Annotated in this window: 19 protein-coding genes; 11 read left to right on the forward strand and 8 right to left on the reverse strand. The window is 62.1% G+C overall.

Annotated elements, in window-relative coordinates; translation table 11 throughout:
- The first annotated feature begins 145 nt into the window (after positions 1–145).
- Both xth and LH365_RS01000 read left to right on the forward strand, forming a co-directional pair.
- A complete protein-coding gene (gene xth / locus LH365_RS00995) occupies positions 146–946 on the forward strand; it encodes an exodeoxyribonuclease III (protein ID WP_226744363.1) in 801 nt (266 codons plus the stop codon).
- Positions 943–1410 (forward strand): hypothetical protein, encoded by a 468-nt coding sequence (locus LH365_RS01000; RefSeq protein WP_226744364.1) that lies wholly within the window; start codon positions 943–945, stop codon positions 1408–1410. Before xth ends, LH365_RS01000 begins: the two co-directional genes overlap by 4 nt.
- Positions 1411–1468: 58 nt before the next feature.
- On the opposite strand, the gene creD is transcribed toward LH365_RS01000, so the two are convergent.
- The 7 genes from creD to sdhC form a co-directional block, all read right to left on the reverse strand.
- Positions 1469–2842 (reverse strand): cell envelope integrity protein CreD, encoded by a 1374-nt coding sequence (gene creD / locus LH365_RS01005; RefSeq protein WP_226744365.1) that lies wholly within the window; start codon positions 2840–2842, stop codon positions 1469–1471.
- A 56-nt stretch (positions 2843–2898) separates the two neighbouring features.
- Positions 2899–4032 carry an HPP family protein gene (locus LH365_RS01010; protein WP_226744366.1) on the reverse strand — a complete coding sequence of 378 codons (1134 nt, stop codon included), beginning with the start codon at positions 4030–4032 and terminating at the stop codon, positions 2899–2901.
- Positions 4033–4194: 162 nt separating this feature from the next.
- Positions 4195–4515, reverse strand: coding sequence for a 2Fe-2S iron-sulfur cluster-binding protein (locus LH365_RS01015; RefSeq protein WP_226744367.1), 321 nt, complete (start codon positions 4513–4515; stop codon positions 4195–4197).
- A 147-nt stretch (positions 4516–4662) separates the two neighbouring features.
- A complete protein-coding gene (locus LH365_RS01020; RefSeq protein WP_226744368.1) occupies positions 4663–5439 on the reverse strand; it encodes a succinate dehydrogenase iron-sulfur subunit in 777 nt (258 codons plus the stop codon).
- A 14-nt stretch (positions 5440–5453) separates the two neighbouring features.
- Positions 5454–7238 carry a succinate dehydrogenase flavoprotein subunit gene (gene sdhA / locus LH365_RS01025; RefSeq protein WP_226744369.1) on the reverse strand — a complete coding sequence of 595 codons (1785 nt, stop codon included), beginning with the start codon at positions 7236–7238 and terminating at the stop codon, positions 5454–5456.
- 2 nt (positions 7239–7240) lie between these two features.
- Positions 7241–7630: a succinate dehydrogenase, hydrophobic membrane anchor protein gene (gene sdhD / locus LH365_RS01030; protein ID WP_226744370.1), complete on the reverse strand. Its 390-nt coding sequence runs from the start codon at positions 7628–7630 to the stop codon at positions 7241–7243.
- Entirely contained in the window at positions 7630–8061 is a 432-nt protein-coding gene (sdhC, locus tag LH365_RS01035) for a succinate dehydrogenase, cytochrome b556 subunit (protein WP_226744371.1), read from the reverse strand. The genes sdhD and sdhC overlap by 1 nt, the downstream gene beginning before the upstream one ends.
- A gap of 417 nt (positions 8062–8478) precedes the next feature.
- Here sdhC and LH365_RS01040 point away from each other — a divergent pair, with 417 nt between their 5' ends.
- A complete protein-coding gene (locus tag LH365_RS01040; protein ID WP_226744372.1) occupies positions 8479–10101 on the forward strand; it encodes a hypothetical protein in 1623 nt (540 codons plus the stop codon).
- A gap of 1 nt (position 10102) precedes the next feature.
- Here LH365_RS01040 and LH365_RS01045 read toward each other — a convergent pair whose 3' ends face one another.
- On the reverse strand, positions 10103–10537 hold the full coding sequence (locus LH365_RS01045; RefSeq protein WP_226744373.1) for an HIT domain-containing protein: 435 nt from the start codon (positions 10535–10537) through the stop codon (positions 10103–10105).
- Positions 10538–10795: 258 nt separating this feature from the next.
- On the opposite strand from LH365_RS01045, the gene mdh reads away from it, so the two are divergent.
- The 8 genes from mdh to LH365_RS01085 all read left to right on the forward strand — a co-directional run bounded on the left by mdh (position 10796) and on the right by LH365_RS01085 (position 16330).
- Positions 10796–11758, forward strand: a complete 963-nt coding sequence (mdh, locus tag LH365_RS01050; RefSeq protein WP_226744374.1) for a malate dehydrogenase — start codon at positions 10796–10798, stop codon at positions 11756–11758.
- 95 nt (positions 11759–11853) lie between these two features.
- The gene (locus tag LH365_RS01055) at positions 11854–12567 is read left to right on the forward strand and encodes an MliC family protein (protein ID WP_226744375.1); all 714 of its coding nucleotides are present in this window, start codon (positions 11854–11856) and stop codon (positions 12565–12567) included.
- A 51-nt stretch (positions 12568–12618) separates the two neighbouring features.
- Positions 12619–13197 carry a GNAT family N-acetyltransferase gene (locus LH365_RS01060; RefSeq protein ID WP_226744376.1) on the forward strand — a complete coding sequence of 193 codons (579 nt, stop codon included), beginning with the start codon at positions 12619–12621 and terminating at the stop codon, positions 13195–13197.
- A gap of 98 nt (positions 13198–13295) precedes the next feature.
- Entirely contained in the window at positions 13296–13703 is a 408-nt protein-coding gene (locus tag LH365_RS01065; protein WP_226744377.1) for a helix-turn-helix transcriptional regulator, read from the forward strand.
- Positions 13700–14710, forward strand: coding sequence for an SRPBCC family protein (locus LH365_RS01070; protein WP_226744378.1), 1011 nt, complete (start codon positions 13700–13702; stop codon positions 14708–14710). Before LH365_RS01065 ends, LH365_RS01070 begins: the two co-directional genes overlap by 4 nt.
- 9 nt (positions 14711–14719) lie before the next feature.
- Positions 14720–15262, forward strand: coding sequence for an SRPBCC family protein (locus LH365_RS01075; RefSeq protein WP_226744379.1), 543 nt, complete (start codon positions 14720–14722; stop codon positions 15260–15262).
- A gap of 30 nt (positions 15263–15292) precedes the next feature.
- Positions 15293–15730, forward strand: a complete 438-nt coding sequence (locus tag LH365_RS01080) for a VOC family protein (protein WP_226744380.1) — start codon at positions 15293–15295, stop codon at positions 15728–15730.
- Positions 15731–15841: 111 nt separating this feature from the next.
- Positions 15842–16330, forward strand: coding sequence for an SRPBCC family protein (locus LH365_RS01085; RefSeq protein ID WP_226744381.1), 489 nt, complete (start codon positions 15842–15844; stop codon positions 16328–16330).
- The last annotated feature ends 6 nt before the right edge of the window (positions 16331–16336 follow it).

A 16336-nucleotide genomic window follows, 5' to 3' on the forward strand; every position in this document is an offset into this window, starting at 1 on the left:
ACAGCTCCCGACGGAGTGCATGCGGCGGCTTTGACGTCTCTTGAGTGCGTTTTTCCCTTTATCTCTTCGTGTTATGTGCCAAACATCTGACCCGGTCAGCCCTCTGACCGGGTTTTTTTTCGTGCGTAATTAAGGAATAAGGGTCATGCGTCTGTCGGTTGCCTCGTGGAACATCAATTCCGTGCGTCTGAGGATCGATCAGGTTCTGCGCTTTCTGGAGATGGCCCGTCCGGACATCCTGTGCCTGCAGGAAATCAAATGTCAGAACGGCGAATTCCCTTACAAGGCCTTCGAAGAGGCCGGTTATCCGCATATCCATGTCGCCGGACAAAAGGGCTGGCACGGCGTGGCGATCGTGTCGAAGCTGCCGTTCGAGACCAACGAACTCCTGCCCTTCTGCCGCCGCGGCGAGGCGCGCGTGCAGGCGATCAACGTCTCTGGCGTCGATGTGTGGAACTTCTACATTCCGGCAGGCGGCGACGTCCCCGACCGTGAAGCCAATGACAAGTTCGAACACAAGCTGGAATTCTACGAACGCCTGACCGCGCATCTGAAGACGCGCAATCCCGACGCCCCGCTGCTGATCGCCGGCGATCTTAATATCGCGCCGGGTGAAAACGATGTGTGGAGCCATCGCCAGATGCTCAAGGTCGTCAGCCATACCCCGCCGGAACTGGAAGCCTTCGCCAATCTGATGGAGGCCGGCGGTTTCCACGACGCCTTCCGTGAACTCTGGCCCGAACCGCAGAAGCTGTTCACTTGGTGGAGCTATCGCGCCGCCGATTTCCGCAAGTCCAATCGCGGGCTGCGGCTCGATCACCTGCTGATCAATCCGGCCTTGAAGGCGCGCATCACCTCGCCTATAGCCGCCGTCATCCACGACACCGTCCGCGAATGGGAACGGCCGTCGGATCACGCCCCCATTCAGGTAGAGTTCGAAATATGACCGAAGACACCCCGCCCATGGAAGCCGGCCTGCCCGCCGATATTCTGGCCAGGGCCGATTTCCGCTTCAACGAATATGCGTGGAAGATCAAGGATATCCCCGACGTCATCCGCGCCGCGACCAGGGCCGGGTTCATGAGCCTCGGTGGCCAGCTTCAGATCCGCATCCCCGACGCCATCGGCGAATGTCACTGGGTGGAGACCGATCCGGCGGGCATGGCCCCGGCGGACCTGCCGTGGGAGGTGCGCATCCGCATGGTCGAGGAATTGGCGCTTCAGGACTGGGAGGAGTTAAAAGCGCATTACGACTTCGCCGAACAGATCAAGCTGGCCTTTCCGGCGGCGCTGGAGCCCTATCTGGCCAAGGGCGGCAAGATGGACGACGCGATGTGGTTCACCTGGTACGTCATCGACGAAGAAACTGAACGCCAACACCGCGAGGCGGAGGCAGCGGAAGAAGAATAAAGCCCCTTCCTGAAAAATGGAATTCCGCGAAGCCAAATCAGGTAAGGGGCTTTGGACTTTACTCCGCCTCAGTCCGGTTGCCATACCAGTTGATGTTCCGCGTCAGGACCATGACGGCGGCGATGACGATGAAGGCCGAACAGGCGCCGACCAGAAGCGCATAGTCTTCCATCCGCATCAGCACATAGATCAGCGCATAGAGCGCGCTGAACACACCCAGCGCCGCGACGAAGCGCCAGCGTGAATGGAAAATCAGCCCGGCATAGCCCGCGATCAGGGTCACGGTCGCGCCGGCGGCCACCAGGAACGCCGCGTCGAAGCCGATGCGCTCGGCAAAGGACAGCAGCAACAGGTAGAAGGTGATCTGCGCCAGACCGACAAGAATATATTGCGCCGGGTGCAGTTCCTTCTTCGAGGTGCTTTCGAACAGGAAATAGGTCAGGAAGACGAGGCCGACGAACAGCAGGGCGTATTTCAGCGAGCGGCCGACGCTCTGATACGGATTGGTCGGCTCGACGAAGGTGACTGACAGTTCGGACTTGCCGAGGCTCATCATCTGGTTCTGGTCGATGACCGCGGGTAGACCGCGGGCGATGAAAGGCACGGACCACTGGGCGCTGAAACCCTTATGCGTCGCGCCTTCGGTTTCGCGGGTCACGGGGAGGAAGCCGCCGCCGAAGGAGGGATGCTTCCAGTCGCCGGTGATGGTGGCTTCAGACGACTTGCCGTAGGCGAGGATGCCCAGCTTGCGCGTACCGGTGAAGGTCATGGCGACCTTGATGTTCAGGGGCGCGGCGGTGTCGGTGATCGTCAGTGGGGCGGCGAACAGATCGAAATCGGTGCCGTCGGGGCTGAAGCCCGTTACACCGGGACCGGAAGGGGCCAGCATGACCGAACGGGAGTCGATCTGGGCCACAATATCCTTGCGTGCGCCGCGCGAGTCGGCCGCACCCGTGATCAGTTGCGCCTTGTCCCACATCAGCACCGCACCGGGGCGCGCGGCCTGCACGTCTTTCAGGTCGAAGGCGGCGTCGAACTTCAGGTCGGAGGTGTAGACCGGCACGCGGAAGATCGAGCGCGAACGCACCTCGCTCTTGGTCGAGGCGCTGGCCTTGCCTGTCTGCGGGAAGACGATCAGGTTGCCGGTTTCCTGCGCCAGTACCACGCGGTTGCCCTTGTCGTCGGTGGTGGTGCGCGAGGCGAGGACGTAGGGGATCTGGATGACCGGGCCGAGGAAGACCTGCTCGCCGCCCATCTGATCGCCGATTTCGCGCGCTACGCCTTCGGCGCGGTTGGTGCGCTCCATCAAAAGCGCGAAGACGAGCAGGGCGGGGATGGCCATCAGCACGGCCAGCGCGCAGACCACGAGGAATTTGGCGCCTTTTGATCGGCCCTTCAATGGCCGTGGCGTAGAGGTAGGGAAGTCGTCCATGACGCGCTCCGATTGATTTTGAACAATGTTCATATTGATGCGGATTGCGGCGTTTTTCAGGCGACGTCGCGCTGAACGTGATAGACGGCGCGCATCAGGTCCGACGCGCTGATGATGCCGCAAAGTCGTCTCGTGTCGTCCAGGACCAGCAGGTGATGCAGGCCTGTATCGGCGAACAGGGGCACCAGCGCTGCCACATCGGCCATGTGATCGGCGGTCCTGAAATCGGCGGACATGAGCTGACCGGCGACTTCGGGCTTGGCCGAATAGGGCGACGGGGTACGTTTGACGAGCGCCTTGAGAGTTTCGCGCATGTCAGCGGGCGCACCGCCGGCCTGACGCAGCATGTCGTCGGCGGTGATGACGCCGATGACCCGCCGGGCCTTGTCTGTTACGGGCAGGAGCTTGAGATCGTGCTGGCGGATCAGGGCCCAGGTTTCGTCGAGCGGCGTGCCGAATTCGACGTGGACGGGATCGGGCGTCATGATGTCCCTGGCCCGGATATGGTCCATCAGGCGCTGATAGGCGTGGCGCTCGGACAGGGCCAGCAGCTTTTCCAGATCGTCGGGCGCGATGTCGATGACCGTGTCCATCTGCGCCAGCGCGGCGGTGATGTCTTCGGCGCTGACGCGTTTGAGGCTGTTGTCCTCGGTCTTCGCGGCGGGTGCGGCGATATGGGGGTAGTTGCGCTTGGCCGCCGTATTGAAGGCGATGCCGGCGGCGACCAGCAGCAGCGAATTGGTGAAGGCCGGGAACAGGGCGAACCACGGATGGGTCGTATGGGTCAGCACGACCAGAAGCGCCATGGCCCCGCCCGGCGGGTGCAGCGAGCGGCTGGCGAACATGGCGAGGATGGCAAAGGAGACGGCTAATGAGGCGGCGATCACCGGATCGGGGATCAGATTGGCGCAGATCAGGCCGATGATCGCCGACACCGTATTGCCGCCGACCACGGACCATGGCTGCGCCAAGGGCGAAGCGGGAACGGCGAAGACCAGCACGGCCGACGCGCCCAAAGGGGCGACCAGCCACGGCGACAGGCCGAATTGTTTTGAGATCAGCAGGCTGATGAGGGCGGCGAAACCGATCCCCAGACAGGCACCCAGCGCGCTGCGCATCCGCTCCAGACCCGAAACGGGCAGGGGCTTGGGTTTAAGGGCGTCGAGCCAGGTTTTGAAGGTAGGAGCCATCGGGATTTACCACGGAAAACACAGAAAGCACGGACGTTTTATGCTCTATAGCGCCTCCGGTATTCGTGTATTCCTTGAATAAAATCGATTGAAAAGCCCTATGTGTAACTGGAAGCGATCTAAAGTCCGTGCTTTCCGTGTTTTCCGTGGTTAATCAATATTTTAGTGCTGGCTTTCGGGCAGGCGCACGATCAGGCCGTCCAGCGCGTCGGTGACGCGGATCTGGCACGACAGGCGCGAGGTCGGCTCGACCTCCTGCGCGAAGTCGAGCATGGACTCTTCCATCACCGACGGGCCGCCGGTCTTTTCGAACCAGGCGGGGTCGACATAGACGTGGCAGGTCGCGCAGGCGCAGGCCCCGCCGCAGTCGGCGTCGATGCCGGGGATATTGTGTTTGATCGCCCCTTCCATGACCGAATTGCCGGTCTTGACCTCGATCTCGTGGGTTTTGCCGTTGGATTCGATATAGGTGATCTTGGGCATGGGCGGTCACTTCAATAAAGGAGAGCCGAAGCAAAAGCTTCGGCTCTCAGGATAGAAAGCAAAAATTTGCGACGAGCCGTCTCTAGCAAATTTTTTCGATATCGGAAGGGGGCACATGGGGGAAACAGCGTTTCCCCCATGATGAGATTAGCCCTTCGCGGGCATCATCTTCTTGATTTCGGCGATGGCCTTGGCCGGGTTGAGACCCTTGGGGCAGACTTGCGCACAGTTCATGATGGTGTGGCAGCGGTACAGCTTGAAGGGGTCTTCCAGCGATTCCAGGCGCTCTTTCGTGTGATCGTCGCGCGAGTCGGCGATCCAGCGATAGGCCTGTAGCAGGGCGGCCGGACCCAGATACTTGTCCTGGTTCCACCAGTAGGACGGGCAGGAGGTCGAGCAGCAGGCGCACAGGATGCACTCGTACAGACCATCCAGCTTGTCGCGGTTCGCCGGGCTTTGCAGGCGTTCCTTGTCCGGGTCCGGCGTCGTCGATTGCAGATACGGCTCGATCGAGGCGTATTGCGCATAGAAGCCCGACAGGTCCGGCACAAGATCCTTGACCACCGGCATGTGCGGCAGCGGCGAAATGGTGATTTCGCCCTGATATTCGTCATGCCCCTTGGTGCAGGCCAGCGTATTGCGGCCGCCGATATTCATGGCGCACGACCCGCAGATGCCTTCGCGGCACGAACGACGAAACGCCAAAGTCGAGTCGACATTGTTCTTGATGTAGATCAGCGCGTCGAGCAGCATCGGCCCGTGGGCCTTGGAATCCACCTCGTACTTGTCCCAGCGCGGGTTTTCGCCCGTGTCGGGATCATAGCGGTAGACCTTGTACACGCGGACGTTCTTCGAACCCGACGGGGCCTTGTAACGCTTACCGTTCTTGATCTGCGAACGCTTGGGGAGAGTCAGTTCAACCATGGTTCATACTCCCCTTAATAGACCCGCGCCTTGGGCGCGATATAGGCGATGTCGTTGGTCATCGTGTAGGTATGGACCGGGCGATAGTCGGCGGTCACCTTGCCGGTGTCCACGTCCAGCCACATCAGGGTGTGCTTCATCCACTTTTCGTCGTCGCGGTTCGGGAAGTCCTCGCGGGCGTGCGCGCCGCGCGATTCCTGACGGTTGAGCGCCGAATTGACGGTGATGACGGCTTGGCCAATAAGATTGTCGTACTCAAGGGCTTCGAGCAGATCGGTGTTCCAGATCATGCCGCGGTCCTTGATGCCGATGTCCGAGGACGCCGTATAGATTTCGGCCAGACGGTTGACGCCCTGTTGCAGGGTTTCGCCGGTACGGAAGACGGCGGCGTCTTCCTGCATGGCGCGCTGCATCTTGAGGCGCAGGTCGGCGGTCGGGGTCGAGCCCGAGGCGTTGCGGAACTTGTCGAGGCGCGCCAGGTGCGCATCGACGGCGGTCTTGCCGATGTCCTTGTGCGCCGTGCCGGCCTTGACCAGCTCAGGCGCGCGCTTGCCCGCCGCGCGGCCGAACACCACGAGGTCGATCAGCGAGTTGGAGCCGAGGCGGTTGGCGCCGTGCACCGAGACGCAGGCGGCTTCGCCCACGGCCATCAGGCCCGGCACGACGGCGTCGGGATTGCCGTCCTTCAGCGTCACGACTTCGCCGTGATAGTTGGTCGGAATACCGCCCATATTGTAATGGACGGTCGGGATGACCGGGATCGGTTCCTTGGTCACGTCGACGCCGGCGAAAATCTTGGCCGATTCCGAGATACCCGGCAGACGCTTGTGCAGCAGGTCGGGCGGCAGGTGGTCGAGGTGCAGGAAGATGTGGTCTTTCTGCGGGCCGACGCCGCGGCCTTCGCGGATTTCCATGGTCATGGAGCGCGAAACGACGTCGCGCGAGGCGAGGTCCTTGGCCGACGGGGCGTAGCGTTCCATGAAGCGCTCACCCGCCGAATTGGTCAGGTAACCGCCTTCGCCGCGCGCGCCTTCGGTGATCAGGCAGCCCGAACCATAGATGCCGGTCGGGTGGAACTGAACGAATTCAAGATCCTGAAGCGGCAGGCCGGCGCGCAGGACCATGCCGCCGCCGTCGCCGGTGCAGGTATGGGCAGAGGTCGCCGAGAAGTAGGCGCGGCCATAACCGCCGGTCGCCAGAATGACGAGGTGGGCGCGGAAGACGTGGATGGTGCCGTCGTCCAGCTTCCAGCAGGTCACGCCGCGGCAGACGCCGTCATCCATGATCAGGTCGAGCGCGAAGTATTCGATGAAGAATTCGACGTCTTCTTTTAGCGACTGACCATAGAGGGTGTGCAGCATGGCGTGACCGGTACGGTCGGCGGCGGCGCAGGTGCGCTGCACCGGGCCTTCGCCGAAATTCTTGGTCATGCCGCCGAACGGGCGCTGATAGATCTTGCCGTCTTCGGTGCGCGAGAAGGGCACGCCCCAGTGTTCCAGTTCGTAAACCGCGTCGGGCGCGTTGCGGACCAGGTATTCGATGGCGTCCTGATCGCCCAGCCAGTCCGACCCTTTGACGGTGTCGTACATGTGCCACTGCCACTTGTCCTCGCCCATATTGCCGAGGGAGGCCGCAACGCCGCCTTGGGCGGCAACTGTGTGCGAGCGGGTCGGGAAGACCTTGGTGATGCAGGCCGTTTTCAGGCCCGACTGACCGCAGCCGAGAGCGGCGCGAAGGCCCGCGCCGCCGGCGCCCACGACCACCACGTCATATTCGTGTTCGATGATCTTGTAGGTCATGGTTACGCCCCGACGAAACTAGAATTGTAAGCCAGAAAGATGCCGCCCAGCGCCACAACGACGACCGCCAGACAGAACAGAAGGTTGAGAAGCCTGAGCACGCGCGAATTGGGGAAGTAGTCCAGAACGTTGGCGTTCAGGCCCATATAGGTGTGCCACATGGTGATGACGAAGGTGAACGCCAGCAGGCCAGCATTGACGGGCGATTTCACGAAAGCCAGCGCGGCCTCATAGCCCTGATTGGCGAGACCGAAGGCGCTCCACGCGGCCCACAGCGTCAGGAAGAACAGCGCCACCGAGGTCCAGCGTTCGGCCAGCCATTCACCGGCGCCGTGCTTTTCGGACTTTTTCCAGTCCTTGGCCGAGCGTTGTTTCAGATAGGAGTCAACCATCACAGCACCACCTTGCCCGTAGCGAACAGAACCGCCCAGAAGGCCAGCGTCAGGACGATGCCGCCCAGCAGCGACCACCAGGCCAGCGCATTGGCCGACGAAATCCTGAAACCCAGCCCCATATCCCAGATCAGGTGGCGGATGCCGCCGGTCAGGTGAATGAAGCCGGCCAGCGTCAGACCGAACCACACGAACAGCCCGAACGGCGAGGCCGCGAACGACAGGAACAGCGTATAGGCCTCCGGGCAGCACCCCGACGCCGTGAGGCCGATGGCCAGAAGCCAGGCCGCAACGAGCACCGCACCTGCGACCGATGCGATGCCGGTGGCCCGGTGCAGGATCGAAGTGAACATGGTGATATGGAAACGCCACACCTGAAGGTGCGGCGAAAGCGGCCGATAGGCCGATTCAGTGGAGGGAGGCTTTGACATTGTTCTCGCGTGGCCCTGAGAATACCCGGTGGTGTGCTCGCGGCAAGTACGTGCAGGCCGCGCTTCTGGATGCACGGAAAAGGTTAAATTTCCGCGTCTTCGGGGCTTTTTAGACCTTGACAGCCCCGTGTCAACATAGCGCATGGTCAGGGGAGCGCTTTTTCGCGTTTGCGAAGGCCTTTTTGGCGCGGCGTGTCAGGCCGGGCGCGGATTTTGCCATCGTTTGCGACGCATTCGCATACTTCACAAACGCGCCATTACGGCGTTCCGATGGGCCGCTTGCCGCATTTCGGCCCCGGTTGGCCGTTTAAGTGGGGGCGGGATGGGGTAATATTTCGCCTGTTTGGCGAACGGGCTTCCGTCCATCCTGCGTTAGAGAGTGTAGTTCGGGTGATTTTCAGCGTGATCAGTTTGCCTATGCCCCACAAACTTCTTTCCGCCTTGCTTCTGTCCTCCGCCCTGACCCTGCCGGTCGGTTCGGCGCTTGCCGCCACGGCGGCGGCTACGGCCCGCGTCAGTGCTCGCGCCGAGGAGGCAGCGGCGGCCGAGAAGGGCGAAACGAAGAAGAAGACGACGACTTCAAAGGCGGATGCGAAATCGGCGGACAAGACGGCAAAAGCCGATCCGACGTCCAAGGGGAAAAAGGGCAGCGCTGCGGCGGCGGAATCGAAAAAGGACACCAGAACCGCCGAAACGTCGTCGAAGAAGAAGGCGGGCGTCAGGACGACGACCGCCGAGAAGAGCGAGGCGAAGTCGAAAGCCTTCGGCAAGTCCGGCACCGAGAAATCGAGCAAGACCAAGTCCGCCGAGGCCAGCTCGAAAAAGGCCGGCGCTAAAAAGACCGACAAGAAAGCCGACGACGAGACGATCACCGCCACCGCTTCGGCCAAGGGTACGCCCTACGTCATCCCGGACAAGGGCGAAAAGTACGGTAGCCGCAAGAGCGGCAATCTGACGGCTCAGGCCAAGGCGAAGACCACCCCCGCAAAGACTCCTGCCGCCAGACCCGAAGTCAGGCCGGTCGAGAAGCCCGTCGTTCAGGCCAAGCTGGATGTGCCGAAGTCCCAGGCGCCTGCGCCGATGATCATGCCGCCTGTGACGACGGCGGCTGCGGCCTCCGCGCCCCAAAATTCACCGCTGACCTCCGACGCTGACAAGGCGGTGAACGACCTGTTCGGTGCGTCGATCAAGGTCGATGGCGCGCCCGCCCCTGCGCCGGTGAAGGCCGCGACAACGGTGGCGCAAACCGAGGCTCCTAAGCCGGAATCGCCGAAGCCCACCGTGCCCAAGGTCGAGGAAAAGCTCGATCTGCCCGCTGCGCCCAAGGTCGAGGAAAAGCTCGATCTGCCCGCTGCGCCCGTCCCCTATCAGGCCACCGTCACGCCGGAAGCCGCGCCGACGCCAAAGGCCGACCTCAATGCGGCCCTTAATGCGAATTTGACACCGCAGAAGACTGAACCCAAAACGGTCAGCGCGCCGACGCCGGACAAGGCGGCTGAGGTCGTGGCCTCCGCCCCGGTGCCGGTCAAGCCGCCGGTCACAACTGCCGCTGCCCCGACCCTGACCGTGCCGCAAACCGTACGACAGCCGGTCGAGACGCCTGCGCAGCGCGCTCTGGCTTCGGTCAATGTCGATGCCTATGCGCGCGATTACGAAGGCCAGAAGACGGGTTCGGAAGTGCGCTACGATTCCGGCATCCGTTCCGGCCTGCTGGCGCGTCAGAGTCGTGCAGGCGACCTCGAAGGCAACTGGCTGGTGTCGTCTCTGACCGGCGACAAACTGGTCTCGCTGGCCCTGCGCGGCGGCGGGACGCAGGTGGATGGTGCGTGGCGTTCGCTGCAAGGCGGGGTGGGGCTCAACCGCTCCGGCCTGATCGACAACGCCAGTCAGACGGACGACCGCCTGACCCTCGACTATCAGTCGGGCTCGGCCAAGGGACGCTACCGCCTCGACCTGCGCCGCGAACCGGACGGGCGCTGGCGCGGCCAGATGATCGACCCCGAAGGCGCGGCCACGCCTGTGGTCATGCAGTCGCAATAGGTCAGATCAGGGCCTTCAGCGTCTCGACAACGGCATCCTGCTGAGCGGAAGTAAAAGTCTCCGCCGCACCGAAACCCCAGACCGGACCGGGCCATGCCGCGTCCTGATCGTGGCGGGCGATGACGTGGATATGCAGTTGCGCGACGATATTGCCCAGATTGGCGATGTTCAGCTTGGTCACCGGACGGTTCAACTCTTCGGCGGCGCGGCGCACCAATGCTTCGGCCACAAGGAGGTCATTTCGCAAATTCGCATGTTCGGCTTCGCTCAGTTCGGTCAGTTCCGTCAGGCCCGCGCGTTTGGGCAGGAGCACCAACCACGGAAAGCGTGCATCGTTTTGCAAGCGCACCTGACACAGGCTCAGATCGCCGATCAGGATGGAGGAGGCTTCGATGCGCGGATCGACATTAAGTTCAGGAGTGTTTAGCAAAGACATGGGTTCGCTCTTCCCGGAAAATTAAGGTCTGGTGTTTATAGCGGCTGCGGGTTTCGCGCATCACATCCCTTAGATCATTTTTTCACAAAAATAATCTAAGGGTTTGAGAGAACGCGCTTTTGATCCGAAAACCGTTATGCGCTTTTCGGAAAGCGCGGGGATGTTGCATCGCAAGGTCTTGCGAACGGCCCTTAACGGGTTTAGAGGGCCGTTAATCTTTGTCGCCCCCTGTGGGTTCAGATTGAAAAGGGAATGCTTATGGCACGCGCCAAAATTGCTTTGATCGGTTCGGGTATGATCGGGGGCACGCTGGCCCACATCGCGGCTCGTGAGGAACTGGGCGACGTCGTCCTGTTCGACATCACCGAAGGCGTGCCGCAAGGCAAGGCTCTGGACATCGCCGAAGCTTCGGCCGTGTTCGGCAAGGACGTCGCCCTGAAGGGCGCCAATGACTATGCCGACATCGCGGGCGCCGACGTCTGCATCGTGACCGCCGGCGTGCCGCGCAAGCCGGGCATGAGCCGCGACGACCTGCTGGGTATCAACCTGAAGGTCATGAAGGCTGTCGGCGAAGGCATCAAGCAATACGCCCCGAACGCTTTTGTCATCTGCATCACCAACCCGCTCGACGCCATGGTGTGGGCGTTGCAAAAGTTCTCGGGCCTGCCGACCCAGAAGGTCATCGGCATGGCCGGCGTGCTCGACTCGGCGCGCTTCGCCTACTTCCTGGCTGAAAAGACCGGCATTTCGGTCGAAGACATCCACGCCTGGACGCTGGGCGGCCACGGCGACGACATGGTCCCGATGGTCCGTCATTCGACCGTGGGCGGCCTGCCGCTGCCGGACGCCGTGAAAGCCGGCTTCCTGACGCAGGACGAACTGGACGCCATCGTAAAGCGCACCCGCGGCGGTGGCGGCGAAATCGTCGCCCTGCTGAAGACCGGTTCGGCCTTCTACGCTCCGGCGGAATCGGCCATCGCCATGGCCACCTCCTACCTGAAGGACAAGAAGCGCGTCCTGCCGTCGGCGGCCTACCTGACGGGTCAGTACGGTCTGAACGACCTTTATGTCGGCGTGCCGGTGGTGATCGGTAAGGATGGCGCGGAACGCATCATCGAGTTCACCACGAACGACGAAGAAAAGGCCATGTTCAAGAAGTCGGTCGAAAGCGTGCAGGGCCTGATCGAAGCCTGTAAGGCGATCGATCCGTCGCTGGCCTAAGCTGAACTTCTAAGGCTTAAATGAAAACCGCTCTGTGAAAACGGAGCGGTTTTTTACGTCGGGAAGGCTAGAATCGAAGCCGGAAGGAGCGTCTCATGCGTTGGATTGCGGCATCGCTTTTGTGTCTGTTTGTGACGGGGTGCAACCGGTCCGAACCGGAGGTCGCCACGCGCGACGAGACCATGCCGGCGACGGCTGTGGCGCGGTCCACGGCAGCGATGCTGGCCGAAGTTCCGCCCAATGAGCGCATCGATCCCGACCCCAATGAGCCGCCTAAGCCCGTGGCCAGCCCGGCCAGTTTCGACTGCGCCAAATCGACGCCGGGGGTCGAGGTGGTTATCTGTTCCGACCCCAATCTGGCGGCGCTCGATCGTGAAATGGCGCGGCTCTACGGGCAGGCCGAGAGCGAAAAGCCCGGCGACACGCTGAAGCGTCTCCAACGCGGCTGGCTGGACAAGCGCAATGCCTGTGCCGGCGCGGGCAGCCCGGCGGAATGTTTGAAAGCCGCCTATGCCGAGCGCATCCATGACCTCAAGGTGTCCTACGCCGCCGCTCGTGCGCCGGGCGGCATCAGTCAGGGGCCGGAGGTGTGGAGTTGCGGTGACGATACGAAGCTGAATGTCCTGTACATCAATGCCTATAATCCGATGGTGGTGCTCGATTCCTCCGCGGGGCAGGTGCTGCTGTCGCGGGGTGAGAGCGCCTCCGGGAGCCGCTTTGCCGGCGGTGGTTACGAGTTCTCGCAGAAGGGCGCAGAGGCCACCTATGGGCGGCTGGGCATGCCGATGACCACCTGCCGCAAACCCTGATAACCGATTTGTCACTGGTCTCGGTCGATACGCGGCGTTAAGTCGGGCGGCATGACAAACCTGCCCCGCACATCGCCGCTTGGTCCTACGCTTGAAACGCCGCGCCTGATCCTGCGCCCGCCTGTGGCCGAGGATTTTCCGGCCTTCTGCGCCTTCCACTCCGATGCGAAGGTGATGGAACATCTGGGCGGGGTGACGCCGGACGCCGTAACGTGGCGGGTGACGCGGTCAATCGCCGGGGCCTGGGCGTTGGACGGCTTCCATATGTTCAGCGTGCTGACCAAGGATACGGGCGAATGGATTGGACGCATCGGCCCGCTGTTTCCGCACGAATGGCCGGCGCGCGAAGTCGGCTGGGGCCTGTTGTCCTCGGCGCAGGGCAAGGGCTACGCCACCGAAGCCGCCGCCGCCTGCGTCGATTATGTGTTCGACGTGCTCGGCTGGGAGGACGTGATCCATACCATCGCGCCGGAAAACGCCGGATCGCAGGGCGTGGCCAGGGCCTTGGGTTCGACCAATCGCGGGCCGGGCCGTCTGCCGGCGCCCTATGCCGATGTGGCGGTCGATATCTGGGGTCAGACCCGCGCTGAATGGTCTGAAAACCGCAAACGTTTCAATAAAATAGCCTGAACGGCGTAAAACGTTCCGAAAATCGCCCACAGGCCGCTTGACTCCGCTCCTCCGCGCGGGTATTTAACCGATAAGTTATTTAACATTTCGGTTAATTTATGTCTCTCACGCCCGACCATCTGTCCACCACGCTCAATGCCCTGGCCGATCCGACGCGCCGGGCCATTCTGGCGCGGTTGTCGCAGGGGGAGACGACGGTCAACGAGCTGGCCGAACCGTTCGACATGAGCCTGCCGGCGGTGTCCAGGCATCTGAAAGTGCTGGAAAAGGCCGGGCTGATCAGCCGGGGCCGGGAAAAGCAATGGCGTCCGTGCCGGCTTGAACCGGAGCCGCTGAAGGAGGTCGATATGTGGCTCGCCAAATATCGCGCGATGTGGGAGGCTCGCCTCGATCGGCTGGAGATCTACCTGCAACAGCTTCAGGCTGCCGAACCGCAGGCCCCGCCGCTCGCGCCCGAAACAAAGGCGGATGGGGTTGGCAAGAAGGATTGGGAGGACAAGACATGATCACGCTCGCCCCCCGCGCCCCCTCTATGCTGTCGGATTTCGAGGTGACCTTTCCCACCGAAATCGACATCGTCATGTTCCGCACCTTCAAGGCTCCGCGCGCCCTTGTATGGGACCTGTGGACCAGGGCCGAACACGTCCGCCGCTGGTGGGGGCCGCACGGCTTCGAAAACGAAATCTGCGAGATGGATGTGCGCCCCGGCGGCCGCTTCCGCCTCGGCATGGTGGCGCCAGACGGCACGCCCTGCCCCTGCGAAGGCACCTATATCGAGGTCGTGGCACCGGAACGCCTCGTCTATGAGGGTATGCCGCATGTGCATCCTTGCGGGTCGGGTTTGCCGCCGGAATCCCGCGTCACTATTACTTTCAAGGAAGAGGGCGCGAACACCCGCCTGACCCTGCACGCGAAAATGCTCTCGCCCGAACGGGTGCAGGCGGCGGTCGATCAGGGCTTCGCCATCGGCTGGGCCGACGGCTTCGAGCGGCTGGAGGCGCTCGCCATGGAACAACAGAACGAGCGCAATCCGAAAAGTGGGCACCGGTTTTCGGAATCAATTGCGCGACAAGAAGACGGTCGCTTCGAAATCGTCACCTCGCACCGCTTTGCCGCGTCGCCTCAGGAACTGTTCGCCCTGTTCGCCGATCCGGCGCATCTGACGCAGTGGTGGGGCCCGGACGGTTTCACCAGCTCCGTTCCGGTGTTCGATTTCCGTGAAGGCGGCGAGTTTCGCATCGTCATGCACGGACCGGACGGACGCGACCACGACAATCACAAGCGCTTTGTCGAGATCGTCGAGAACGAGCGCATCGTTTTCGACCACATCCAGCCGACGCACGAATTCCGCATGTCGATCGAGTATGTGGCTGATGGCGACCATACTGACATGATCTGGCGCATGGATTTTGCACCTTCGGAACACGAAGAACTGCTCAAGACCTTTATTCCGCAGGCCAACGAACAGAACTTCGAGCGTCTGGACGCCTATCTGAAAAGCCGAAAACCATAGGGGGACATTATGTTGACGGTCATTCTCACGCTTATCGTACTGGTCATTGCGGGGGTGCTGCTGGTCGCCGCCTTCCGGCCCGGTCACTTCCGTCTTCAGCGCACCAAAACCATCGCGGCGGCGGCGGATGTTATCTATGCCGAGCTTGAAGACCTGCGCCGCTGGCAAAAATGGTCGCCGTGGGAGGATATCGACCCGGAGCTACGCCGCACCTACAGCGGTCCGGCTACCGGCACCGGCTCGGTCTACGCATGGGCATCGGACAATGCCAAGGCGGGGCAGGGCCGCATGACCATCACCGAGGCCCGTGTGCCGAACAAGCTGGTCATCCGGCTCGATTTCATCAAGCCGATCACCGCCACCAACACCGCCGAGTTCAGCCTGCAACCGCAGAATGGCGGCACCGTTGTGACCTGGGCCATGTACGGTCCGTCGCCCTTCATGTCGCGTCTGTTCGGTCTGATCTTCAATATGGACAAGATGATCGGGGCCGACTTCGAAAAAGGCCTGTCGCGCCTCAAGGCCCTGACCGAAACGCGCGCCGCCGCCTAGCCATAAGTATAATCACAGGAGAGACGTGCCATGCGTATTGATGTTTACCTCAGCTTCAATGGCCAATGCGCCGAAGCCTTTGCCTTCTATCAGTCCGTACTGGGCGGCGAACTGATGACCTTCCCGTTCTCCGCCGCGCCCGACATGCCCGTCGATCCGGCGACCAGAGACTGGGTGATGCACGCCTCGCTGAACACGGGTGAAGGCGTCATCCTTGGGGCCGACTGTCCGCCGCCATACGGCCCGGCCAATCCGTCCGGCTTCTGCATTTCGCTGCACCCGGAAACCATTGCCGAAGCCCAGCGCATCTGGGACGGCCTGAGCCAGGACGCCAAAGCGGTCAACATGCCGCTGAGCCCGACCTTCTGGTCGCCGTTGTTCGGCATGTTCATCGACAAGTACGGTCAGCCGTGGATGGTCAATACCGTCGCCGACGAAGCCTTTGTCGCGGCCAACACGCCCCAATAAAGCGTCCCAATAAAACCCAAACAACTGAACCCTTACCGCTCTTTCGCCGCCTGTCGGAAGGGGAGGGCGGTGCTTTGCCCAAATCCTTTGCCCAAATTCAGGGAGCCCCTCATGACCCCGCCGACCCCCACCCCGATCGCCGATCGCACCCTCGTCCTCGAACGCGTCCTCAAGGCTCCGCGGCACCTCGTCTGGCGCTGCTGGACCGACCCCAGGCTTCTGGCCGAATGGTTCTGCCCCAAGCCCTGGTACATTGACAATGTCGAGCTGGACGTGCGCCCCGGCGGCGGCAATGCCTTCGTCATGCACGGCCCGGACGGGGAGACCATTCCCAATCGCGGCGTCTATCTCGAAGTGATCGAGAACGAGAAGCTGGTCCTGACCGACGCCTATGTGAAGGCGTGGGAGCCTTCGGAAAATCCCTTCATGACCGCCATCGTCACGCTGGAAGAGACGCCCGAAGGCTACACGAAGTACGTGGCCACGGCTCTGCACTGGTCGCTCGACACCAAAAAGCAGCACGAACAGATGGGCTTCCACGAAGGCTGGGGCATCTGCGCCGATCAGCTCGAAGCTCTGGCTCAATCTCTCAACAACTAAGGGAAT

The sequence above is a fragment of the Asticcacaulis sp. AND118 genome (assembly GCF_020535245.1).
In the GTDB taxonomy this organism is placed as follows: domain Bacteria; phylum Pseudomonadota; class Alphaproteobacteria; order Caulobacterales; family Caulobacteraceae; genus Asticcacaulis.